This is a genomic window from Streptomyces sp. NBC_01390, from assembly GCF_045040105.1.
Taxonomy (GTDB): Bacteria; Actinomycetota; Actinomycetes; order Streptomycetales; family Streptomycetaceae; genus Streptomyces.
Map to the genome: position 1 here is coordinate 4944035 of NZ_CP109551.1, position 22801 is coordinate 4966835.

Consider the following 22801-nt stretch of genomic DNA (forward strand, 5'->3'; position numbering starts at 1 on the left):
CGGCGAATGGGACCAAAGACGGCCAAGGTCTACGAAACGCTTCGCGCCCGACTCGCCGCCGGCGAGTACTCCCCCGGCGACAAACTTCCGTCAGAGCGAACGCTCGTAGACGAGCTGGGCATCGGCCGGACCGCGCTTCGGCAAGTGCTGGCCCGTCTGGTAGCCGAGGGCGCGCTGGAAGTGCGGGGGCGGAGTTCGTACCGCGTCCCGGGCGCGGTGAGCGTCACGGCCCCCGAGGGGCTGGAGCCCTGGCGTATCCACGGCGAGCGTGACGTCTACGACAACGAGTGGGTGAAGCTCCAACTCTGGGACGTCGAACCGCCCGGAGTGGAGCGCTTCGAACACCACGTGGTGAAGCTCCAACACGTCGCCATCACTGCTGTCTTGGACGACCAGGACCGCGTGTTGATGATGTGGCGGTACCGCTTCGTACCGCAGCAGTGGGGTTGGGAGTTGCCCGGCGGGATCGTGGACAAAGGGGAGACCCCCGCGACCACGGCACTCCGGGAAGTCGTCGAAGAGACCGGATGGCGACCCAAGTCAGTCGAGCACCTGGTCACCTATCAACCCATGGTCGGCATGGTCGACTCGCCGCATGAGATCTTCGTAGGCCACGGGGCCGACCAGGTCGGTGCACCAACGGATCTCGAAGAGGCTGGCCACATCGAGTGGGTGCCGTTGGCAGACGTCCCGGGGCTGATGGCGCGCGGTGAACTCATGGGTTCCGGCACCCTCGTTGCCCTGCTCCACATCCTGGCGAGCCGCGGCAACCAAGGGCTTACAGCCGCGCACTGAGCAGGTCGACGCGGCGGCGCTGCCGCACCGAACCGGTGCGGCTCGCCAACAGCCGTGCCTGCCTCAGATGAGTGTGCGCATCGTCGTATTCAGCGCGCGCGAGGTGCGCTTGCGCGAGATCGCTGTGTAGACCGGCCTGCGCTCGGACAAAGGTGGGGTCCACCACGTCCAACGCGTCGTACAGACTCGTCACCGCGTCGCCGTCACCAAGCAAGGCGAGAACGTTGCCGTGCCACCGAGCGAGGTGGGCGCTGTTGAGGAAGATGCTCAACATGTCCGGGTCTCGGTCCTCAGAGCCGGGCGGGATGCTCGCCAGGGCCGCATCGAGGGCGCGCCGGCAATCGTCCGGCATTCCAGCGTGAGCGCACATCTCAGCCTCAGCCGCGTACAACCATGCCCGGAGACGGGGCGACCCTGCCTGTCCAACGGTGCGTTGGGCATCACGTACCAGGTCGACACCGAGGGACGCCCGGCCAGCCTCGCACAACACGTATGCCTGTTCCGCCATCGCGTGAGCTAGGTACATCGGAGCCTCAGCATCGCGGGCGGCATGCTTCGCGAGTTCGTAGTGCCGCCAAGCCCGCTCGACCGCCCCCGAGTCGATCGCCTGCCATGCGGCCAAGGTTGACGCCCCCGCGAGCGCGAGTGCCACCGGCCGGCGTGCGGTGGGAAGCACCGCGAAGTTCAGCGCGTCTTCCAGGCGCGCGAGATGCCCCGTCATCTGGTCGACGAGACCGGCCGCGCCCATCTGGCGGTCCATGGTGCGCAGTATCTCGGTCTGGTCGTTGAACGTCTTCACCATGGACTGACTGACCGCGGTGGCTGAATCGATCCTGCTCAACAGTTCGTCGTACCCGTCGGCCATCGGCGGAGGGGCGGCGAGCGAGGCACCCCTCAACTCGCTGTCGGTGACCCCGAGAAGCTGCCGGAGTATCGCCGCGTAGCGGTCCGACAGGGTGCGCTTGCCGTTCTCCCACTCGGACACGTACACCCGCAAACTCGCGGTCGTCGCAACGTCGGTGACGTGCTGTCGGGCGTACTGCTCGATCTCGCGAACCAGTCGCTCCTGAGACCAACCACGCGCCGTTCGCGCGCTCTTAAGTCCTGAACTCACAGGCCACCGCCCGACGTTGGGTCCGCCCACTGACCTTACTCAGCATGCCTCATATCGCCGCAGGTCAACAGGCCTTAACAAGCTCCTTAACAGGCCTGCTGTGAAGCGCTGTTGGCTACCGGCACCCCCATCCGGCGGGGTCTTCTGGAGATGCACCAGGGCGGACAACCACCGCCCGAATCGACAGAGTCCTTGACTCTGGTGCGCACCAGATGCTTTCCTTCTGGTGCGCACCAGATGACGGAGCCTCTCCCGATTCACCGTGTGCAAGCACGACCAGGAGCCCCGCACAGGACGGGGGGAGGGCACCGGACAGTCGTTCGCTTCACGGCGGGCGATCCCTTGGCAGTCCGGATGGCAGACCGAGAGGTCTAGGTCTCTGCCTACAACGGGGCCCTAGCGAGCTGTTCCTTGATCCGGCAGCCGCGTCCCCGAAAGAGATCACTCAGCCCCTGCCCGGCCGCCACGGGCGTACGCAGCAAAGCAGGCAGGGGCACGCGGCCCGCCGATCCGTTCGGCACGGCCCACCACCTACGACACCTCAGGAGCCCTCACATGTTCGGCATGAAGTCGCAGGAATCCACCACCGACCTGACCTCCCCCGAGTCCGTACAGCGCGGTCAGGAGGTCTACGACCGCATCACGTCCGGCGAGTGCACGGACGCGGTGGCGGAGCTGAACGAGGCCTACGGCCGCAACGGCTGACCGCCCCTCGCACCATCGCCCCGACGGTCTACGGGCTGGGTTCGACTCCCGGCCGGGGCACGGCGCGCTTCCCGTCGGGGAGTGTCGCGGCTGTCCGCAGTCTGCGGGCGGTCTGAAACCAGGGCGGTCCCCCGGGTCGTACCCCGGGGGACCGCAGACAGACGCCTGATGTGGAGGCACCTGTGGTCACCAGTCTGACAGACGCGGAACGGGCCGAACTGGCCCGCAAGACCGCTGAGGCGAACAAGCGCAGCGAGGACAACACCCGTGCCCGGGGCGGCCGTTGATGGCCGGCGACGAGCACGGGAAGACCAAGCCTCCGCTCCCGGTACGCCCGCCGCGTCCTCACCCGCACACGGTCTGACCGGCCGCTGAACAACCAACCGCCCCGATGGTCGTAGGCCGGGTTCGACTCCCGGCCGGGGCACTCACCCTCGCCCGCTGCCGCACCACGGCACCGGGATCTTTCTGCACTCCGGTTCGGTCGCCTCTCACCGCCTACCGCGACCGCGCCGGTTCTCCCTGTCCCTCCATCTCAGGAGCGTTTCTCATGCGTACCTACATCGGCCGCCAACAGGCCATTTCCTCCGCTGACTTCGCGGAACTCGCGCTCGGTACCCCGCCTGAGCTGTGGCTCGGGGTCGACGGCGAGAGCGACGACGAACGCGCCGCCCGTGAGGCCGCGGCGCGCGACATCCTCGCCGAGAACCCGGACCTTCCCGACGACCTGGTCCGCGTCGCCGCACGGATCATCGAGGACAATCCCGACCTGTTCGACGTCGTCCCGCTGGCCCGTCCGGCCGGGCGCCGCCGGTCCTCCCGGAAGGGAGTGGCGGCATGAGCACCACGCAGACGACGACCGTCGCGGAGCGTGCGGGGGTGCCGCCGCTCACGCGCCCGGAGATGGGGCTTGCTGGGTTCGGTGCGGTTGCCGCGGCCGGGGTCGGTGCGCTGGGACTGATCGCATCGTTCGACGCGGTGTCGGCCGCGGCGGCCCGCTGGGGTTTTGGTGAGCCGTGGATGCTGCCCGTCGGTATCGACACGGCTATCCCCGTGTTCACGCTGGCCAACCTGCTGCTGATCCGGATGGACATGGCGTTGGCGTGGGTGCGGTTCGTGCCCTGGCTGCTCACCCTGATCACCTGCGGACTCAACGTCGCCGCCGGACAGGGCATGTGGGCGAAGGTCGCCCACGGCACGATGCCGCTGCTGTGGGTGGTGTTCTCCGAGATCGGCGCGCACGTCTACGCCGTGCGGATCGGTGCGGCCACCGGCCGCCGGATGGAGAAGATCCGGTTCTCCCGCTGGCTGCTCGCCTTCCCTTCCACCTTCGCGCTGTGGCGTCGCATGACGCTGTGGGAGATCACCTCTTACGCGGATGCGCTGGGGCGTGAGCGGGAGCGGCAGTTGGCCCGCGCGCAGCTGCGCGAGCGGCACGGGCGCCGGTGGCGTTCCAAGACCCCGCGCCCCGAGCGGGTCCTGTTGAAGCTGGGGGAACTCACCCCGCAGGGCGAGGACCTCCCGCCCGTGCCCCCGACCGACCGTCATGAGAAGCCGAAGCAGGAGGCGCCCAAGGCGCCGCGCAAGCGCGCTCCCCAGACGTCCAAGAGCAAGACCGGACGGGCGGCGCGGACTCCTGCGGAGCTGCTCGCCGAAGCCCGTACAGTCACGGCCGATTGGACGGATGCTGCGGTCAACGCCGAAGCCCTCCGTACCGCGCTGCGCTGCTCGGCGGCCAACTCCCGTGTGCTGCGGGACCTGTTGCTTGCCGAACGCGCCGACGGCCCGCACCTGCACCCCATCGAGGGCGACGGCGAGGGCGACGGTGACGCTGAGGGCGGCGCGGGGGTGGCGGCATGAACACGCTCGCCACGGTCCTGCTGTCCGCACTGCCGTTGGCCGCCGGTTGGGCGGCCCATGTGTGGTGGCTGCGCGCCTGCCTGAACACGGCGCGGCGTGACCCGCTCACTGGGTTACGGACCCGCGACGGGTTCACCCAGCGGGCCACGGCTCTGCTCAAGGACCCGCGCGCGGTCGTCGTCCTCGCCGACGTCGACCGCTTCAAGCACATCAACGACACCTTCGGGCATGCCGCCGGGGACGTGCTGTTGAAGGCGACCGCGGACCGGCTCGCCCACCACGTCGGCCGCACGGGGGTGGCCGGGCGGCTCGGGGGCGATGAGTTCGCCGCCGTCCTGCTCGACACCCACGGCACGGCCGCCGACCTGCTCGCCGTACTGCACGGCGTCCTCGCCCGCCCCGTTGACGGTCAGAACCCGGACGTCCACACCACCGTCTCGCTCGGCTGGGCCCGCGCCGCGGACTTCCCCGCCGACGATCTGTCCGGCCTGTTGCGGCGGGCCGATGAGGCGATGTACGCGGCGAAGCAGGGCCGTGCCGGGACGCGCCGGGCGGGGATCGGCAGGTTGTTCGCCACCGTCGCCGGGCGCCGGTCCGGACGGCGCGGCGCCCGTGCCGATGTGCCGGTTGTGGGAGTGGCGGCATGACGTCTCTGACGTTCGCCAAGTGCTACGACCCGAACGGCACGCAGCACGGGGTGCCCACGTTCCCGTGGCGGCTGGCCCCGGAGGGCTATGCCACCCGCCGGCAGTTGCGTGCGGCCGGGCTGCGGCCGGGCGGTCAGCCCGTAGCGGCGCAGGTGCTGCGCCCGCGCTACCGGCGCGGGCCGCTGGTCGCCTACCTCTACCGCGTCGACCGGGCCAAGCCGGTACGGCCCATGACGCCCGCCAAGCGGGCCGCGCTCGACAAGGCCAACCGTGCTCGCCGTACCTGCCCGCAGTGCCGCACGGATGCCGGATACGTCATCCCCACCTCGCTCGGCATCTGCGTGCCCTGCGCCTACCCCGACCCTGCCCCCTGCGATTCCCCGAGGAGCACCTGACCATGGGCAAGCCCAACACCCGCCGCGTTGACCGCGAAATCCAGCTGGCCACCCGCAAGCTCACGGCGGTCCGTGAGTTCGAGATGTGGCCGCTGACCGGCTCGGAACGGCGCGCGATCATCCGTGCCACGGTCGGCGGCAGCGTCCGCGTCGTGCGTGGCCTCAGCACCACGCGCGCCGAACGGAAGCTGGAGACCGCGTGGAGTTCGGCCGCGACCCGGCTCATGGCGGAGATCGCCGCGTTCGAGAAGGAGCGGCAGCGGATCGTGAACGAGGCCGCCGCGGCCAAGGCGGCGAAGAAGTCGTCCGGTTGGTGGTGACGCCCCGACCGGCCGCCGGCCCCGCCCGCACTCTTGCCGCGTAGCTGCGGCATTCCGCCCCGGCATCTCTGCCGTGAGGGCGCCGGATCGGATCCGGCCCGGGGCACGCACGAACGGCCCGGCCGCTCACCTCCTACAGCGTCCGGCCGGGCCACCTCCCACAGACAGACTTGGAAGGAACATTCAGTGAAGCACCCCGACGACGACAACGAACTCTTCCACCGACTCGAAGCCGAAATGACCGCCGACCCGTCGGCCGACTCGGGGGGCGACGTGGTCGACCTCGACAAGGCACGGTCGGCCCGCATCGAGTCGGCCGACCCGGCCACCCGACCCGCCCCCGACCCGTCGCCCGACTCCGCGTCGGATGGGTCGGCTACGGAGTCGGGCGACCCGACCGCCCGCCGGATGGTCGACCAGCCGACGGTGAAGGCGGCCGGTCCGGGCTACCTCGGTCGTCTCCTCGCCGCCAAGCGCCGCCCGGTCGTTCCGCTCTGGCTGACGTCGGTGGCGGAACTGCGCACCGCGTCTGCGTGGGTGGCCCGGCACTACGCCCATGCGGTCGGCTACCACGCGCTGCGCTCCCCGGTCTACGCCGCTCGCCTCACCTTCCAGGCGCCGACCGGTGCCGCGCGGTTCGTGGGCGGCACGCTGCGGTGGGTGGCCGACCGCGAGGGCGAACCGGTCCGGCTCGCCGCGGTCCGGCGCGAGGACGCGGCCGAGTACTTGAAGCTGTCGCGGCAGCGAGACGGACGGGTCCGCATGCGCACCCTCGTGGCCGTGCTCGGCATGTTCATCGGACTCGGTTCCGCGCTCGCCCTGTACGTCCTCGCCCCCGACTGGCTTCAGGCCGTCTCGGTCGGCGCGGTCGTGATGGCGCTCGGGGGCGCCGGCCGTAAGGCGGACGCTCCGGTCGTGCATCGGGCGGTGGAACTGCCCAAGGCGGTCAAGCTCACCAGTGACATCGTGCTGCGCGCCCTCGGTGCGCTCGGCATCCCCGCGATCAATCAGGCGCAGGGCAAGGGGCGGGACGGGTTCGAGTTCACCGCCCCGATCACCCGCGACGGTCCCGGATGGCGTGCGGAGGGCAACCTCCCCTACGGCGTGACCGTGACGGACGTGATCGAGCGCCGGGACCGGCTCGCGTCCGGTCTGCGCCGCCCGCTGGGCTGTGTGTGGCCGGAAGCGGTGCCGAACGAGCACACCGGGCACCTCGTGCTGTGGGTCGGTGACCAGGACATGTCGACGGCGAAGAAGCCCAAGTGGCCGCTGATGACCAGCGGTTCGGTGAACCTGTTCAAGCCCGTCGCCTACGGCACCGACCAGCGCGGACGCTGGATCGAGGTCACCCTGATGTACATCGCGGGCATCATCGGCGCCATCCCGCGCATGGGCAAGACCTTCCTCCTGCGTCTGCTGCTCCTGATCGCGGCGTTGGACCCGCGCGCGGAACTGCACACCTACGACATGAAGGGCACCGGCGACCTGGACCCGGTCGGCAACGCCGTCTCCCACCGGCACGCCGCCGGTGACGACGACGAAGCCATCGAGTACACCCTCGCCGACTTCCGGGCCCTGCGCGAGGAACTGCGCCGGCGTACCAAGGTGATCCGCTCGCTGCCCCGGGACATCTGCCCGGAGTCGAAGGTGACCAGCGAACTCGCCGACAAGCGCTCGCTGGGTCTGCACCCGATCGTGATCGGGGTCGACGAGTGCCAGGTCCTGTTCGAACACCCCAAGCACAAAGACGAGTTCGAGGAGATCGCCACCGACCTGGTCAAGCGCGGCCCGGCCACCGGCATCGTGCTGCTGCTCGCCACCCAGCGACCCGACGCCAAGGCACTGCCCACGGGCATCTCCGCGAACGCGTCGGCCCGTTGGTGCCTGAAAGTCATGGGCCAACTGGAGAACGACATGGTGCTGGGCACGTCCGCGTACAAGCGCGGGGTCCGGGCAACCATGTTCAGCTGGGGTGACAAGGGCATTCACTACTTCATCGGTGAGGGCTCGGACGCGCGGATCGTGGGCTCGGTGTACGTGGACGGGCCGGGCGCGGACAGCATCGCCGCCCGCGCCCGCAAGGCACGCGAGGCGGCCGGACTGCTGTCCGGGCACGCGCTCGGGGAGGAACCGGAGTCCGTGACCGGGCCCGGCTACGACCTGCTCGCCGACATCCTCGCCGTGGTGGCCGAGAAGGAGATCCGGCCGTGGAACGACGTCACGGTCGACCGGCTCGCCGAACTGCGCCCGGAGGTCTACGGCCCGTGGGCCGAACTGGAACCCGCCGAGCGGGCCGCGCAGCTGACCACGGCGCTCAAGCCGTACGGCGTGAGCACCGGGCAGGTGGGGCGCCGCATCAGCGGCAAGACCGTCAACCGCACCGGCTTCACCCGCGCCCACATCACTACCGCGATTGCGGAGCGTGACGGAAAGCGGGACGCGAGCTGACCGGTCGGAGCCTCTAGCGCTAGAGGTGAGCCCTTCTAGCGCTAGAGGCTCCGCTAGCACCCCAAACCATGGTTGATCAGGCCGCTAGAAGTTAGCGGCCCACCTGCGCAAACCCCTGAAACCGGCCCGGAGGGCCCCTCATGACCCCTGTCCTGCTCGCTATCACCCTCCTTCTCGGCGTTACTCTGTGTTACGTCGCTGTGTGTGCTGCCTCGCCGTTCGGCAACTGCCGCAAGTGCAACGGATGGGGCTTCCAGATGAAGACCGACCGCAAGGGCCGTCAGAAGCGCGGCAAGGACTGCCGTCGCTGCAAGGCGACCGGCAAGCGCATCCGCGTCGGCCGCTGGCTCTACAACCGGTGGGCCCGCATCTACCGCGCCGGCGTCGACACCCCGCGCCCGGAGGGTTCGCGATGACCCTGACGTTCTCCGCGGTGCTGCTGTTCGGCATCGCCTCCATCGTCGCCGTCAAGACCAGGTCGACCGGCGCGGGCGCCGCGCTGCTGCTGTTCCTGTTCGGGTTCTTCACCGCCGGGACCGGCGCCTACGACCCGATTCACGACCTGGTCGCATCCTTCGCCCGCTTCCTGTCCCAGCTCGGCAACTGAGAGGAGAACCCGCCGTGAACGAGCCCATCGTCGCCCGGCACTGGCTCGCCATCGTGGCGCCCAAGGCGGCGCCCGCGCTGGCCACCACCACCGTGCTCGCGCTGGCCCGGATCTGGAACGCCAACGGGGCAGAACACAGCGTCGGCAACGCCGCGTTGATGACCGCGCTGTCCCTCGGTGCCGCCGCCGCAGGGGTGGCCGCGGGCAACAGCACCGGAGACACGGTGATCGTGGGAACGGCGTTCGCCGCGTCCGGTGCCCTCGCCTTCGCGGGGGTCGCCGGATACACCGACGGTCTGCCGCTGCCGCTGCTGCTGTGGTCGCTGGCCACCGCCGGCGCCTACACCCTCGCCGCCCGCTACTGGCGCACCGACCGCCGCGAACACCTCACCCACCAACGGGACACGACCGAGCGGCGCGAGGAGTACGCGCACGTCGAACGCGTCGAAACCCTCCGCAGCACGACACAGATCGAGGTGGCCCGCAGCGGCGCCGCCTACGCCGAAGCCCTCGCCCAGGCACTCGTCACCCGCGCCACCCTCCCCGACTTCGACCCGCGCGCCCTGGAATCCGCAGGCCTGCCCGCGCTGCCCGCAGCCGACACGAGGGACGGCACCGTATGACCCGCCGCACCCTGCCCCGCCTGCGTATCCAGGTCACCGGCTGGACCCGCCGCACGCTGATCCTTACCGACACGCCCCGTCCCGACTGCCCGCGTTGCGGCGGGGAGGGCGGCCACGGTCACGACTACGGGGACCACAACGGCGAGTACGCGGGCACCGAATGGGAGCCCTGCGACTGCTGGAACGAGGACCGGCGCTGGGTCCTGCTGCCCCTGCCGCGTCGGCCCCGTCGGCTGGGCCGCCGGGAGACCGGCCGCGACCCGTGGGGCGCCGGCGGCTACAGCGACGAACCCCCCTTCTGACCCGAGAGGAACCCCTCATGCCCGCCCGCACCACCGACCCGGTACAGCACGCGAACAAGGCCGCGGAAGCCGTCCGTGCGTTCAACCGCGCCACCCTGCGCAGGGGGAACTCACCCCTCGCCTACCCCGGCACGATCTACCGGACGCTCGCCGCGTTCGCCACACTCGCGCACCGGCTTCCGCAGGCCTTCGACCAGACCGGCACCGCGCTGGCCGACCTCCACCAGGCCGGACACCTCACCGCCGACCACGGCACCCCCACCCAGCACACCGACGCGGTCTCCGTGGCCCTGCGCGAAGCCGAGCAGCACGCCACCGCGATGACCGCAGCCCTCGAACGCGCCCACAGCGCCGCCAACCCCCTCGGCTACTGCGGCCCGATCGACGACACCGACGACGACCTGTAGCTGTGCCCGGGGCGGCGCCTCTCACCACAAGACCGCGCCGCCCCGGTTCTCCACGTCCCTCCAACAGAACTAGGAGAACTCCCAGCATGACACCTGACCGCACGACCATGCCGCCATACGGCGTGTATCCGGCCGGGAACCCGCACTTCGCCACCGCCCTGGATCTCACCGCCGCAGGCGTGCCGGTGCTGCCGCTGCGCGGCGGGAAGCTCCCGTTCGGGAACTGCCGCGCATGCGCCAAGAACATCTGCGGCGGGCGGCCGAACATGAAGAGCCCGGGTCCCTGCCGCTGCCCCTCGGTGTGCCACGCGTGGGCCGCCGCGACCACCGACCCGAACATCATCAACTCGCCCGCATGGGCCGCGGCATGGCGTCAGGCTGCTGCCGTCGGCTACCACCCCGGCGGCGCCGGACTGACCGTCGTCGACCTCGACAACACGGACGCGGTCACCTGGGCCCGGACCACACTGCCCCGCACCCGGACCGTGCCCACCACCCGCGGCGAACACTGGATCTACCAGGGCACCATGCAGTCCGCGAACGCCGTACGGCCTGACGTCGACGTCAAGTCGCTCATGCAGTACGCCCGCTGGCTCGGACCCGGCACCGGCACCATGACCGCACTGCCGCCCGCCGTCCTCGCCCTGGTCGTGAGGGAAGAGACCACCCCCGCCCGGGGGAAGGTGGTCTCTTCCCTCCCCGAACGCGCCACCTGGGACCGGACCGTTGCCACCGGATGCCGCCACACCGAGCAGTACGTACGCACCGGCCTGGACCGCGGCCTCACCCTCGTACGCGCCCGCGCTGAATCCGGCGCCGGATCACAGGCGTTCGGTGTCGCCCGGTTCCTGGCAGCGCAGCACGCGCACTGCCCCGGACCGTGCGGACTGGACACCCTCGGACGGCAGATCGTCGCCGCAGCCGTCTCCGTCGGTGTCCCCGAGCCCTACGCCCACCGCGCGGTCACCAACGGCCTCAGCGCGGCCGAGAGGGGCGCCGCATGACCTACAACCCCTTCAATCCCCTGAAACAGCCTCAGAACGCTGCACAGGCCGCACCGCAGGGCATCGTAGGCGTTCGAAAGGACGTCGCCGAAGGCGTCCGCACTGCGCTTGGCCCTTACCCGCAGACCGACGCCCCCACCGAAGGCAGGGCGGTCTCATGACCCCACAGCCTGTGGACAGTCCCGACCTGTGGGCCGGACTGCCCTCCCTGGACGAACTGCCTGCACCCGTGTGGGAAGACCCCGTTCCCCTCGCCGGACCCCGCAAGCTCACCGCCTTTCCTGTCGGCTCGCTTCCGGGGTGGCTGCGGGAGTTCGTGGCCGCGGTCGCCGAGGAGACACAGACCCCCGTCGACCTCGCCGGATGCATCGCCCTGTCCGTCCTCGCCACCGCCGCCGGCGGCCGGTCGGTGGTGCAGGTGCGCGGGCACTGGCGCGAGCCGACCAACCTCTACGTCGTCGTCTCGCTCCCGCCCGCCAACCGCAAATCCGCTGTGTTCGGCCTGCTCACCGATCCGCTGTACGAGGCCGAACAGCAACTGCGCACCCTCGTTCAACCGGCCATCGTCGAAGCCGAGATGACCGCCCGCCTCGCCAAGGAAGCCGCCGACAAGGCCACCACCAAAGCGTCATCCGCGGGCGGGGACGAGCGGGATCAACTGGTCGCCACCGCGATCGCGCTGGCGCAGACCGCGGACAGCGTCACGGTGCCGGCCAAACCGCAGCTGCTCGCCGACGACACCACCGCCGAGACCGTCACCTCACGGATGGCGGAACAGGGCGGCCGGATCGCCGTCATGTCCGCCGAGGGCGACATCTTCGACATCATCGCCGGACGCTACTCCAAAGGGCCCAACCTGGGTGTCTTCCTCAAAGGCCATGCCGGGGACCGTCTCAAGGTCGACCGGCAGACCCGAGAGGAATACATCGAACACCCCGCCCTCACCATGGGCCTGTGCGTCCAGCCGCAAGTCTTGGACGACATCGGGAAGCAGGACGGATTCAAGGGCCGCGGCCTGCTCGGACGCTTCCTCTACTCGGTTCCCGAGTCCCTGGTAGGCCGCCGCAAGATTGAACCGGACCCCATCCCGGAGCAGGTAATGGAGACCTACCGGCTCCACGTCCTCGACCTGACGCTGTTCCTCGCCGAGTGGACCGATCCCGCCGTTATCCAGCTCACCCCCGAAGCCGTCGCAGCCCTCACCGCCTTTCAGGCCCGGGTGGAACCGATGCTGGAAGCGCGCGGCGGCATCATGGGCCAGATCGGCGACTGGGGCGGCAAGCTGGTCGGCGCCGCCGCCCGTATGGCGGCCCTGCTGCACCTCGCCGAACACCTCACCAAAGGGCACACGGTGCCCGTGGCGGAAGCGACGATGCGCGACGCGATCGCGCTGGCTGAGTACTTCATCAGTCACAGCCTCGCCGCATTCGACTCCATGGGCGCCGACCGCATCGCCGAACGCGCCCGCAGCGTCCTGGAAGCCCTGCGCACTCACGGGTGGCGAGAGGTCAGCAAGCGGGACCTCATGGTCAAGCTCTCCCGCTCCGAGTTCCGCACCGCCAACGACCTCGGCCCCGTGTTGGCCCTGCTCGAAGACCACGGCTACGTGCGCGCCCAAACCGTCCACCGCACCGGAGGACGCGGCCGACCGCCCTCGCCCCGCTACCTGGTCCACCCCCGCCTGACCGACCCGACCGCCTGACCCCCGCCACAGAAACCACAGAATCACAGAAATACCCCCGGCAAGCCCCTGACCAGCACAGACAGCCGCGTCAGGGGCTCACGGTGTGCTGCCACAGAAACGAACCGAGAAGCCACAGAAATAACCCGGCACCGACCCCACCGGTCCGGCCGCCTATTTCTGTGGAACTTCCCGCGATTTCTGTGGCAGCCCCCACCATGCGGCATCGCCGCAGGTCAGCCCACCAATCCAGGGTTTCTGTGTATTTCGTGGTTTCTGTGGCGCCCCTCGCTGTTCCAAGGAGACCCCCATGCCCGCCACTTCCCATCGGCGCCGCGCGCCGAAAGACGAACTGTTGCCCCTGAGTGACGTCCTGGTGGAACTCGGCATCACCCGCCCGACCTGGTACCGGTGGCGTGATCGCGGCTACGGGCCGGAAGCGCGCCGCACGCAGTCCGGCCGCATCTGTGTGCGCCGAAGTGTCCTGGACGCGTTCAAAGACGAAATGGAAATTGCGTGACCGAGTGGAGCTACACCGTCAAGTTCTGGACCATCCGGAAGCGCGACTACCGCAAGCCGTACCAACTCCGCTGGTTCGTGGGCACGAGTTCACACTCAGAATCGTTCCTCACATCTGGTCTCGCAAAGAGCTTCGAAGCCCAACTCATCACCGCAGCCAACGCAGGTGAACCGTTCGACATGGAAAGCGGGCTCCCCAAGTCCCTGGTCGTCAAGGAACGGGACATCACCTGGTACGAGCACGCCCGCAACTACATCGAGATGAAGTGGGACGACGCCCCGGGCTCCACACGGCGGACCCTGGCCGAAGCCATGGCGACCGTGACGCCCGCACTGGTGAAGGACACCAAGGGCATGCCCGACACGCGCGCCGTCCGTACCGCCCTCTACAGCTGGGCATTCAACAAGAACCGTTGGACGGAGGAGATTCCGGCTGATGTCGCCAAGGTGCTGGACTGGTTCGAGCGGAAGTCGCTGCCCACGTCCTCACTCGCCGAACGTCTGCTCGTACGGGCCGCCCTGAAAGCCCTGTCCAAGAAGCTGGACGGCAAGACCGCAGCGGCCGCAACGATCCAGCGGAAGCGCGCCATCTTCCACAACTCCCTTGAATACGCGGTGGATGCCGAACTCCTCACCGAGAACCCGCTCACCCGAATCAAGTGGAAAGCCCCGGAGCAGGTGGGAGAGGAGGTGGACCCTGCCTGTGTACCGAATCCGGGACAGGCTGCGAAACTCCTGTCCGCCGTACGGGACCAGAGCCCCCGTGGGCGACGTCTGGTGGCGTTCTTTGGGTGCATGTACTACGCGGCTGCACGGCCGGCGGAGGTCATAGGGTTGCACCTCTCAGACTGCGACCTGCCGCGCCGGGGGTGGGGCATGCTCCGCATTCGGGAAACGCGCCCTCGTTCGGGCTCAGCATGGACAGACAGCGGCAAGCCGCACGAGAAGCGGGGGCTGAAACACCGGCCGCGAAAGGCGGTGCGACCGGTCCCGATCCCACCCGAACTGGTGGCCCTGCTGCGATGGCACGTCACCGCGTACGGCACTGCTCCCGATGGTCGGCTCTTCCAGACGCAGCGCGGTGGACTGATCCAGGACACCGGCTACGGCGAAGTCTGGGCTGAGGCTCGGTCGCGTGCCCTGACTCCTGCCGAGTACGGGTCGACGCTCGCCAAGCGTCCTTATGATCTTCGCCACACAGCGGTTTCCACCTGGCTCAGTTCCGGGGTGGAACCACAGCTCGTGGCGAAGCGCGCCGGCCACAGCGTCGCGGTGCTGCTGCGCGTATACGCCAAGTTTCTCAGCGACGGGGATGAGGCCGCGAACGCCAAGATCTCCGAACGCTTGGGGCGACATGGCTGAGGGCCCACGGCCGCCGTCCGCGCCCCGTCCGCGAAATCCGAGAGAGAACGTTCGAACACGAGACAGAGCGAGACAGTGCACTGATCTCACGGACGCATGACAAAGGGCCCGTGACCTGCGATGACAGCAGGTCACGGGCCCTTCATTTTTCCTGTGGCGGCGCCAGGGTTCGAACCTGGGTAGGCTGAGCCGGCAGATTTACAGTCTGCTCCCTTTGGCCGCTCGGGCACACCGCCTGGGGTTACTGCCCTTCGAACCGCTTTTCGGCGGTCCTCCTTGGCAACGACGTAAACGATACCTGATGGACCGGGGTGCTTCGCCACCCGATTGAGCGGCGCCCGGACGGGAGGGGGTGGCTAGGCTTATGCGGATGCGGCCCGGGACGTACGCCGGGCTCGGCTGCTGTCGTCACGCATGCCGATACACAGCTCGCAGATTCCGACAAGCACCCCATACAAGGAGCCACAGGACATGGCCGACTCCAGTTTCGACATCGTCTCGAAGGTCGAGCGGCAGGAGGTCGACAACGCCCTCAACCAGACCGCCAAGGAGATCTCCCAGCGCTACGACTTCAAGGGCGTGGGCGCCTCGATCTCGTGGTCCGGCGAGAAGATCCTCATGGAGGCGAACTCCGAGGACCGGGTCAAGGCGGTCCTCGATGTGTTCGAGACCAAGTTGATCAAGCGGGGTATCTCGCTGAAGTCCCTGGACGCGGGTGAGCCGCAGCTCTCCGGCAAGGAGTACAAGCTCTTCGCCTCGATCGAGGAGGGCATCTCCCAGGAGAACGCGAAGAAGGTCGCGAAGATCATCCGCGACGAGGGCCCGAAGGGCGTGAAGGCTCAGGTCCAGGGCGAGGAGCTGCGCGTCAGCTCGAAGAACCGCGACGATCTTCAGGCCGTCATCGCCCTCCTCAAGGGCAAGGACTTCGAGTTCGCGCTGCAGTTCGTGAACTACCGGTAGCCCACCTGTTGTCGACGAGGGAGGGGCGCCCCGCGGCGGGCGCCCCTCCCTTCTGCCGGCTGCTGATCAGGTACGCGCTCAGTCGCGCGAATTGCCGAACAGGATGCGATACGCGATCAGCAGCACCAGCGAGCCGCCGATCGCGGCCGCCCAGGTGGTGCCGTCGTAGAACTGTTTGCTGATGGGGTGGTCGAGGAAGCGCGCCGAGATCCAGCCGCCGAGGAACGCTCCGGCGACGCCGATGACGGTCGTGCCGATGAAACCGCCCGGGTCTCGCCCCGGCAGCAGGAACTTGGCGATGGCCCCGGCCAACAGCCCCAGGATGATCCAGCCGATGATGCTCATGCCCTGAACCTGCCCCTCTGTGCTGTGCTCGAACTGTCCCGGCACTGTGATCTGCGACGTCGTGACGGTCACGCTCATGCCGGTGCGTTCGAATTGTGCGTTGTTGGTTCGGTGTTGCCGTACACGACGTCAACGCGGTGCCTGGCGGTTGCACCGGTCAGTAGGGTGCGTCGCATGACACAGCCCGGTGCGGAATCGCACGCTGAACTGCGGCGCACCCTCGGCGTCGGGGACGCCGTGGTCATCGGGCTCGGTTCCATGATCGGAGCCGGTGTCTTCGCAGCCCTGGGACCCGCGGCACGCGCGGCCGGGTCCGCGCTGCTCCTCGGGCTCGGCGTGGCAGCCGTGGTCGCCTACTGCAACGCCATGTCGTCCGCCAGACTTGCCGCCCTCTATCCCGCCTCCGGCGGCACCTACGTGTACGGGCGTGAACGGCTCGGCCACTTCTGGGGGTACCTCGCCGGCTGGTCGTTCGTCGTCGGGAAAACCGCCTCCTGCGCGGCGATGGCGCTCACTGTGGGAACGTACGTCTGGCCGGGTCAGGCCCATGCCGTGGCAGTCGCGGCCGTGGTGGCGCTGACCGCGGTGAACTACGGCGGCGTCCAGAAGTCCGCCTGGCTGACGCGGGCGATCGTGGCAGTGGTCCTCGCTGTCCTCGCTTCCGTGGTGGTGGTGTGCCTGGGCTCCGATGTCTCTGACGCCGGCCGGCTGGAGGTCGGGGCCTCCGGGGGCGTGGGCGGAGTGCTTCAGGCGGCCGGGCTGCTGTTCTTCGCGTTCGCCGGGTACGCCCGGATCGCGACCCTTGGTGAGGAGGTACGGGATCCGGCGCGCACCATTCCGCGCGCGATCCCGTCGGCCCTGGGCATCGCGCTGGTGGTGTACGCGGCGGTGTCGGTGGCTGTCCTTTCCGTGCTGGGGTCGGGTGGGCTCGGGCAGGCGAGTGCCCCGTTGGCCGACGCGGTCCGGGCGGCGGGCGTGCCGGGGCTGGTGCCTGTCGTCCGGGCCGGTGCCGCCGTGGCCGCGCTCGGCTCGCTGCTCGCCCTGATCCTGGGCGTCTCACGGACGACGCTGGCCATGGCCCGTGACCGTCATCTGCCCGGTGCTCTGGCCGCCGTGCATCCGCGCTTCCAGGTACCGCACCGGGCCGAGCTGGCCGTGGGTGCGGTGGTCGCGGTGCTGGCCGCGACGGTGGATGTGCGGGGCGCTATCAGTTTCTCCTCCTTCGGGGTTCTGGCTTACTACGCGGTGGCCAACGCCTCCGCCTGGACTCTGAGTTCGGCTCCGGTGCCCCGGGTGGTGCCGGCGGTGGGGCTCCTCGGCTGTGTGACGCTGGCGTTCGCACTTCCGGGGGTGTCGGTGGTCGTAGGCACGGGCGTGCTGGGCGTGGGGGCCGTCGCGTACGGCGTGCGGCGATGGTGGTCGGCTTCGCGGTCGGCAGCCGGGCCTCACGACTGACAGGGCGTGAGCGTCGCGTCCGTCACGTGCTTTGGACCGGCGGCGGCGTTGTCGCCGTACGTATGCGGAATTCGGGCCAGGGTTCCAGGTCCTGGCCGTCGTTGGACTCCTCGTACCAGCCCGTGCCGTCGAGCCAGGTGTTCAGCCACTCCGCGAGGCCGGGGGCGTCGGTGTACCACGCGTGCTCGGCGTCGTCGGCGTTCGGCTCGAAGAGCAGGACGGCGCCTTCCGGTGTACGGCAGTCCACGCACGCGTACATCCCGCAGCCCCAGTGGGATATCGGCAGGATGCCCTCGGGCCAGGGCCAGTCCGGATCCCTGCGGCCCTCCTCGCGGTTGGCGAGGTACTGGCCGACGACGGGCGGCTCGCCTGCGGGCCGGCCTTCGAGTAGGGGCAACAGGCCGTAGGACGGGCCGAATCCACCGTCTCCTATCCGGAGATACAGCTCGGCGAGGAGCGGTGGCAAGGTGAAGCCGAGGGCGGTCTCGGCGCGGTCGAGCGTCGCCGCGTCCACGGGGGCGGGGAGTGAAGGCCAGCCCCACGGACGGGTGTTGCGCGCCGCGAAGGCCACCCGTGTCAGCACCTGCTCGGTCTCGGTCATGGATTCATGATGCAGGCCGCCACTGACAATCGCGGCGGCCTGTGGATAACCCGCGGGCGGGGACATGAATCCCGCCCACGGGCTGTGGACAAACAGTCGGGCGGGCGCGAGGACGCCCCTTATCCGCCTACCAGCGTGAGCTGAACGGCTGGTCCGTCGGCACGATTTCCCGGCCCAGCGGCAGCAGCGAGACGGGGATGAGCTTGAAGTTGGCGATGCCGAACGGAATGCCGATGATCGTGACGCACAGCAGAACGCCGGTGACGACGTGGGCCAGGGCGAGCCACCAGCCTGCGAGAACCAGCCACAGAACGTTGCCGATGCAGGAGGGGGCGCCCGCGTCGCGCCGCTCGACCGTCGTACGGCCGAAGGGCCACAGGGCGTACGCGCCGATACGGAACGAAGCAATACCGAACGGAATTCCGATAATCGTGATGCAGAGCAGTACGCCTGCGGCCAGATAGGCGAGGAACAGCCAGAAGCCGCTCAGGACGAGCCAAATGACGTTGAGAATTGTTTTCACTGCTGGCGACCTGCCATCTTTTCGAGCCGGGCGATGCGCTCCGCCATCGGCGGGTGCGTAGAGAACATCTTGGAGAGTCCCTGGCCCGGGCGGAAGGGGTTCGCGATCATCATGTGGCTCGCGGTCTCGATACGCGGCTCGGGGGGCAGCGGCAGTTGCTTCGTGCCCGCTTCCAGTTTGCGCAGGGCGCTCGCGAGGGCCAGCGGATCGCCGGTGAGCTGGGCGCCCGACGCGTCGGCCTCGTACTCCCTGGAGCGACTGATGGCGAGTTGGATGAGGCTGGCCGCAAGGGGACCCAGAATCATGATCATCAGCATGCCGAGGATGCCGGGGCCGTCGTCGTCGTTGGAGCGGCCGATCGGGATCAGCCAGGCGAAGTTGACCAGGAACATGATCACGGAGGCCAGGGCGCCGGCGACCGACGAGATGAGGATGTCGCGGTTGTAGACATGGCTCAGCTCATGGCCGATGACGCCGCGCAGTTCGCGCTCGTCCAGGATGCGCAGGATGCCGTCGGTGCAGCACACGGCTGCGTTGCGCGGGTTGCGGCCCGTCGCGAACGCGTTCGGCGCTTCGGTCGGCGAGATGTACAGGCGCGGCATCGGCTGACGGGCCTGGGTCGAGAGGTCACGGACCATGCGATACAGGGCCGGGGCCTCGAATTCGCTCACCGGGCGGGCGCGCATCGCGCGTAGAGCCAGCTTGTCGCTGTTCCAGTACGCGTACGCGTTTGTGCCGATCGCGATGACGAGTGCGACCAGGAGGCCCATACGGCCGAAGAAGCTGCCGATGACGATGATGAGTGCGGACAGTCCCCCGAGGAGCAGGGCTGTCCTGAGCCCGTTGTGCCGGCGGTGCACGGTACGCCCTCCTAGTGGTGCGGCAGGGGAACCCTGGTGTCAGGTCAAGTGGACCCTTCTGCACTGGTCAACGCCAGGCGGGGGTTCGCAGTTCCCTTGCGCGCGCTCGGGCGCGCGTGGGCCGTCCGGGTGGGGGTCCACGCGCGCGTGCCCGCCGCGGAGGGTCAGAAGAGGCCGGTGTCGGCGAAGCGCAGCACCAGTTGGGGTGCGCCGGACAGGGCGATACCGAGGACGGCGGTCAGGGCGATCGCGGCCGTGAGGGGGGCCGGGGCGCGGTGGTGAGCCTCGGCCCCTTCGGGGGTGCCGAACAGCAGGGCCGTCCACTGGAGGTAGTAGAAGAGGGCGATCACCACGTTGACGGCCATGATCACGGCCAGCCAGCCGAGTCCGGCGTCGACGGCCGCGGAGAAGACGGTGACCTTCGCGAAGAGGCCGATGATGCCCGGTGGCAACCCGGCGAGGCACAGCAGGAAGAAGCCCAGGACGAGCGCTGCGAGGGGTCGGGTGGCGTACAGGCCTCTGTAGTCGCTGACGCGGTTCAAGGGCTTCGTACGGGCCACCAGGGCCGCCACCGCGAAGGCGCCGAGGTTCACGGCGGCGTACATGAGGGCGTACGCGACGGTGGAGCCGATCGACTTGCGGGCGTCGTCGGAGTACGCGGCGGCGGCGATCGGTACGAGGAGGTAGCCGGCCTGGCCGACGGAGGACCAGGCGAGCAGGCGTACCGCGCTGTACGCGCGCGTGGTCCGCTGGCGGAGGGCGCCGACGTTGCCGACGGTCATGGTGAGCGCGGCCAGGGCTGCCAGTGCCGGGCCCCAGACGTCGGCGTACGACGGGAAGGCGACGACGGTGACGAGGATCAGGCCGGAGAAGCCGACGGCCTTGCCGACTACCGACAGATAGGCGGCGATCGGCAGGGGCGCGCCCACGTAGGTGTCGGGCACCCAGAAGTGGAAGGGCACGGCGGCTGTCTTGAAGGCGAAGCCGATGAGGCTGAGGACGACGCCGGCCTGGGCGAGGGTGTGGAGCTGTGGGTCGACGTGCTGGATCCGGTCGGCGATCTCGGTGAGGTAGAGGGTGCCCGTGGACGCGTACACGAAGCTGATGCCCATGAGGCCGACAGCGGTCGCCGTCACGGACGACAGGAAGAACTTCAGGGCCGCTTCGGAGGACTTCCGGTCGCCGTGCCGGATGCCTACAAGGGCGAAGGCGGGCAGGGAGGCGACCTCCAGGGCGACGATCAGGGTCGCGAGGTCGCGCGAGGCGGGCAGGAGGGCCGCTCCGGCGGCGGAGGACAGCAGCAGGAACCAGTACTCCCCTTCGGGGAGTCCTCGGTCTGCGTCCTTGAGGGCGGTGACCGAGAGGAGGGCGGCGAGGAGCGCGCCGCCGAGCACGAGGAACTGGATGACGAGGGTGAATCGGTCGGCCGTGTAGCTGCAGACGTCCGTGCTGCCGGTCAGACAGAAGGTGGAGCGCTCGCCGTGGATGAGGGGCAGCAGCAGGAGTCCGGACGCGGCGAGGCCCGCGACCGAGATCCAGCCGAGGAGCGCCTTCCTGTTGTCGCCGATGAACAGGTCGGCGACCAGTACGACGAGTCCCACGACGGCGGTGAGGGTGGGCGGCGCGATGGCGAGCCAGTCGACCGACTGGACGACGGACTGAGCTGCGGACTGGGCCGGGGAGCTCATCGGGGGCCTCCTGAGAGGAGCTGCTGCACGGCCGGGTCGGTCAGGCCGAGGAGGGCCCTCGGCCACAGCCCGGCGATGACGGTGAGGGCGACGAGCGGGGTCCAGGCCGCGAATTCGTACGTCTGTACGTCGGCGAGTTGGGGGGCGTCCGGCTGAGGGGCGGCGCCCATGCAGACACGGCGTACGACGACGAGCATGTACGCGGCGGTGAGCAGGGTGCCGAACGCTGCGATCGCCGTGAAGGTGAGGAAGGCGGGGCGGCTGAGGTCGTCGGCGGGGTCGAACGCTCCGAACAGGGCCAGCATCTCGCCCCAGAACCCGGCGAGGCCCGGCAGTCCGAGCGAGGCGACGGCGGCGAAGGCCACGAGGCCGCCGAGGCGCGGGGCCCGGCCGTAGAGGGCGGCGCCCGTGCGGTCGGCGAGGGTGTCGAGATCGGTGGTGCCCGTGCGGTCCTTCAGCGCGCCGACCAGGAAGAAGAGGAGGCCGGTGATGAGGCCGTGGGCGATGTTGGCGAACAGCGCGCCGTTGACGCCGGTCGGGGTCATGGTCGAGATACCGAGCAGCACGAAGCCCATGTGGCCGACGGAGGAGTAGGCGATGAGCCGCTTGAGGTCGCCCTTCGCGCCCTGCCGGGCGAGGGCCAGACAGGCCAGGGAGCCGTAGATGATCCCGACGACGGCGAACGCGCCGAGGTAGGGCGCGAACGTCCGGAATCCGTCGGGCGTGACCGGCAACAGGATGCGCACGAACCCGTACGTGCCCATCTTGAGCAGGACGCCCGCCAGCAGGACCGAGCCGACGGTCGGGGCGGCGGTGTGGGCGTCCGGCAGCCAGCTGTGCAGCGGCCACATCGGCGTCTTCACCGCGAGCCCGATCCCGATCGCCAGAACGGCGGTGACCTGCACGGATGTGGTCAGGCCCGAGCCGTTGTCAGTGGCGAGTGCCATGATGTCGAACGTGCCCGCTTTGATCCCGATCAGGAGCAGGCCCAGCAGCATGACGACGGATCCGAGCAGGGTGAAGAGGATGAACTTCCAGGCCGCCCGGGTCCGTTGCTCACCGCCCCAGCGGGCGATGAGGAAGTACATCGGGATGAGCACCATCTCGAAGGCGAGGAAGAACAGCAGCAGATCGAGGACGGCGAAGGTCGCGAGGGTGCCGGACTCCAGGACGAGGAGAAGTGCGACGAAGGCCTTCGGGGAGGGGCCGGCGGGCAGCTTGAAGTAGGAGTAGAGCGCGCAGAGGAAGGTCAGGAGCGCGCTCAGGACCAGAAGGGGGAGGGAAATGCCGTCGACGCCGAGGTGGATCCGCACGTCGAGTGCGGGGATCCAGCTGATGTCCGTCGTGGCCTGCATCTTCGACGGATGGTCGTGGTCGAAGCCGAGCGCGAGGGTGATCGCGGCGATGAGCACGACGCCGGTGACGGTCACGCCGTGTCGCAGCACGGCCTGGTCGGGCGACTTCCCCTTCAGCCCGGGCGGGGCCGGCAGGAGAGCGGCGACAGCGCCGATCAGCGGGCCCACGACGAGGAATGCCAGAAGGAACTGCATCACTGACTCGTTGATATCGATCACGCCTGC

Annotated in this window: 27 protein-coding genes and 1 tRNA gene; 20 read left to right on the forward strand and 8 right to left on the reverse strand. The window is 69.3% G+C overall.

Annotated elements, in window-relative coordinates; all coding sequences use genetic code 11:
- Positions 1 to 6: 6 nt before the first annotated feature.
- A complete protein-coding gene (locus OG241_RS22195; protein WP_405817244.1) occupies positions 7 to 795 on the forward strand; it encodes an NUDIX domain-containing protein in 789 nt (262 codons plus the stop codon).
- Here the strand turns inward: OG241_RS22195 and OG241_RS22200 are convergent.
- Complete coding sequence (locus OG241_RS22200) at positions 779 to 1786, reverse strand: XRE family transcriptional regulator (protein WP_405817245.1); 1008 nt, start codon at positions 1784 to 1786, stop codon at positions 779 to 781. The two genes, OG241_RS22195 and OG241_RS22200, sit on opposite strands and share 17 nt — an antisense overlap.
- A 678-nt stretch (positions 1787 to 2464) precedes the next feature.
- Here OG241_RS22200 and OG241_RS22205 point away from each other — a divergent pair.
- The 17 genes from OG241_RS22205 (at position 2465) to OG241_RS22285 (ending at position 14789) form a co-directional block, all read left to right on the forward strand.
- Complete coding sequence (locus OG241_RS22205; RefSeq protein WP_405817246.1) at positions 2465 to 2614, forward strand: hypothetical protein; 150 nt, start codon at positions 2465 to 2467, stop codon at positions 2612 to 2614.
- A 550-nt stretch (positions 2615 to 3164) separates the two neighbouring features.
- Positions 3165 to 3455 (forward strand): hypothetical protein, encoded by a 291-nt coding sequence (locus OG241_RS22210; RefSeq protein WP_405817247.1) that lies wholly within the window; start codon positions 3165 to 3167, stop codon positions 3453 to 3455.
- Entirely contained in the window at positions 3452 to 4474 is a 1023-nt protein-coding gene (locus tag OG241_RS22215; protein WP_405817248.1) for a DUF2637 domain-containing protein, read from the forward strand. The genes OG241_RS22210 and OG241_RS22215 overlap by 4 nt, the downstream gene beginning before the upstream one ends.
- On the forward strand, positions 4471 to 5121 hold the full coding sequence (locus OG241_RS22220; protein WP_405817249.1) for a GGDEF domain-containing protein: 651 nt from the start codon (positions 4471 to 4473) through the stop codon (positions 5119 to 5121). Before OG241_RS22215 ends, OG241_RS22220 begins: the two co-directional genes overlap by 4 nt.
- Entirely contained in the window at positions 5118 to 5516 is a 399-nt protein-coding gene (locus OG241_RS22225; RefSeq protein ID WP_405817250.1) for an RRQRL motif-containing zinc-binding protein, read from the forward strand. The genes OG241_RS22220 and OG241_RS22225 overlap by 4 nt, the downstream gene beginning before the upstream one ends.
- 2 nt (positions 5517 to 5518) lie before the next feature.
- Entirely contained in the window at positions 5519 to 5836 is a 318-nt protein-coding gene (locus OG241_RS22230; protein ID WP_405817251.1) for a hypothetical protein, read from the forward strand.
- A gap of 186 nt (positions 5837 to 6022) precedes the next feature.
- A complete protein-coding gene (locus OG241_RS22235) occupies positions 6023 to 8284 on the forward strand; it encodes a cell division protein FtsK (RefSeq protein ID WP_405817252.1) in 2262 nt (753 codons plus the stop codon).
- Positions 8285 to 8424: 140 nt separating this feature from the next.
- Complete coding sequence (locus tag OG241_RS22240; protein WP_405817253.1) at positions 8425 to 8700, forward strand: hypothetical protein; 276 nt, start codon at positions 8425 to 8427, stop codon at positions 8698 to 8700.
- Positions 8697 to 8891: a hypothetical protein gene (locus tag OG241_RS22245; protein WP_405817254.1), complete on the forward strand. Its 195-nt coding sequence runs from the start codon at positions 8697 to 8699 to the stop codon at positions 8889 to 8891. The genes OG241_RS22240 and OG241_RS22245 overlap by 4 nt, the downstream gene beginning before the upstream one ends.
- Positions 8892 to 8905: 14 nt before the next feature.
- The gene (locus OG241_RS22250) at positions 8906 to 9514 is read left to right on the forward strand and encodes a hypothetical protein (RefSeq protein ID WP_405817255.1); all 609 of its coding nucleotides are present in this window, start codon (positions 8906 to 8908) and stop codon (positions 9512 to 9514) included.
- Positions 9511 to 9816: a hypothetical protein gene (locus OG241_RS22255; RefSeq protein WP_405817256.1), complete on the forward strand. Its 306-nt coding sequence runs from the start codon at positions 9511 to 9513 to the stop codon at positions 9814 to 9816. Before OG241_RS22250 ends, OG241_RS22255 begins: the two co-directional genes overlap by 4 nt.
- A gap of 17 nt (positions 9817 to 9833) precedes the next feature.
- Positions 9834 to 10223 carry a hypothetical protein gene (locus OG241_RS22260; protein WP_405817257.1) on the forward strand — a complete coding sequence of 130 codons (390 nt, stop codon included), beginning with the start codon at positions 9834 to 9836 and terminating at the stop codon, positions 10221 to 10223.
- A gap of 107 nt (positions 10224 to 10330) precedes the next feature.
- A complete protein-coding gene (locus OG241_RS22265; protein WP_405826364.1) occupies positions 10331 to 11227 on the forward strand; it encodes a bifunctional DNA primase/polymerase in 897 nt (298 codons plus the stop codon).
- Entirely contained in the window at positions 11224 to 11388 is a 165-nt protein-coding gene (locus OG241_RS22270; RefSeq protein ID WP_405817258.1) for a hypothetical protein, read from the forward strand. The genes OG241_RS22265 and OG241_RS22270 overlap by 4 nt, the downstream gene beginning before the upstream one ends.
- A complete protein-coding gene (locus OG241_RS22275) occupies positions 11385 to 12929 on the forward strand; it encodes a YfjI family protein (protein WP_405817259.1) in 1545 nt (514 codons plus the stop codon). Before OG241_RS22270 ends, OG241_RS22275 begins: the two co-directional genes overlap by 4 nt.
- Positions 12930 to 13218: 289 nt before the next feature.
- On the forward strand, positions 13219 to 13428 hold the full coding sequence (locus OG241_RS22280) for a helix-turn-helix transcriptional regulator (RefSeq protein WP_405817260.1): 210 nt from the start codon (positions 13219 to 13221) through the stop codon (positions 13426 to 13428).
- Entirely contained in the window at positions 13425 to 14789 is a 1365-nt protein-coding gene (locus tag OG241_RS22285) for a tyrosine-type recombinase/integrase (protein WP_405817261.1), read from the forward strand. Before OG241_RS22280 ends, OG241_RS22285 begins: the two co-directional genes overlap by 4 nt.
- A gap of 154 nt (positions 14790 to 14943) precedes the next feature.
- Here the strand turns inward: OG241_RS22285 and OG241_RS22290 are convergent.
- A tRNA-Tyr gene (locus OG241_RS22290) sits at positions 14944 to 15025 on the reverse strand.
- Between the two features lie 235 nt (positions 15026 to 15260).
- On the opposite strand from OG241_RS22290, the gene OG241_RS22295 reads away from it, so the two are divergent.
- Entirely contained in the window at positions 15261 to 15749 is a 489-nt protein-coding gene (locus OG241_RS22295; protein ID WP_319090444.1) for a YajQ family cyclic di-GMP-binding protein, read from the forward strand.
- Between the two features lie 78 nt (positions 15750 to 15827).
- Here the strand turns inward: OG241_RS22295 and OG241_RS22300 are convergent, their stop codons facing one another.
- Positions 15828 to 16094: a GlsB/YeaQ/YmgE family stress response membrane protein gene (locus tag OG241_RS22300; RefSeq protein WP_319090700.1), complete on the reverse strand. Its 267-nt coding sequence runs from the start codon at positions 16092 to 16094 to the stop codon at positions 15828 to 15830.
- Positions 16095 to 16268: 174 nt separating this feature from the next.
- Here OG241_RS22300 and OG241_RS22305 point away from each other — a divergent pair, with 174 nt between their 5' ends.
- Positions 16269 to 17549, forward strand: a complete 1281-nt coding sequence (locus OG241_RS22305; RefSeq protein ID WP_405817262.1) for an APC family permease — start codon at positions 16269 to 16271, stop codon at positions 17547 to 17549.
- Between the two features lie 22 nt (positions 17550 to 17571).
- Here the strand turns inward: OG241_RS22305 and OG241_RS22310 are convergent, their stop codons facing one another.
- From OG241_RS22310 to OG241_RS22330, 5 genes are all read right to left on the reverse strand, one after another.
- Positions 17572 to 18150, reverse strand: a complete 579-nt coding sequence (locus tag OG241_RS22310) for an SMI1/KNR4 family protein (protein ID WP_405817263.1) — start codon at positions 18148 to 18150, stop codon at positions 17572 to 17574.
- A 127-nt stretch (positions 18151 to 18277) separates the two neighbouring features.
- Positions 18278 to 18673: a YccF domain-containing protein gene (locus OG241_RS22315; protein WP_405817264.1), complete on the reverse strand. Its 396-nt coding sequence runs from the start codon at positions 18671 to 18673 to the stop codon at positions 18278 to 18280.
- Complete coding sequence (gene htpX, locus OG241_RS22320) at positions 18670 to 19533, reverse strand: zinc metalloprotease HtpX (protein WP_405817265.1); 864 nt, start codon at positions 19531 to 19533, stop codon at positions 18670 to 18672. Before htpX ends, OG241_RS22315 begins: the two co-directional genes overlap by 4 nt.
- 164 nt (positions 19534 to 19697) lie before the next feature.
- Positions 19698 to 21221 (reverse strand): NADH-quinone oxidoreductase subunit N, encoded by a 1524-nt coding sequence (locus tag OG241_RS22325; RefSeq protein ID WP_405817266.1) that lies wholly within the window; start codon positions 21219 to 21221, stop codon positions 19698 to 19700.
- Positions 21218 to 22795 (reverse strand): NADH-quinone oxidoreductase subunit M, encoded by a 1578-nt coding sequence (locus OG241_RS22330; protein WP_405817267.1) that lies wholly within the window; start codon positions 22793 to 22795, stop codon positions 21218 to 21220. The genes OG241_RS22325 and OG241_RS22330 overlap by 4 nt, the downstream gene beginning before the upstream one ends.
- Between the last annotated feature and the right edge of the window lie 6 nt (positions 22796 to 22801).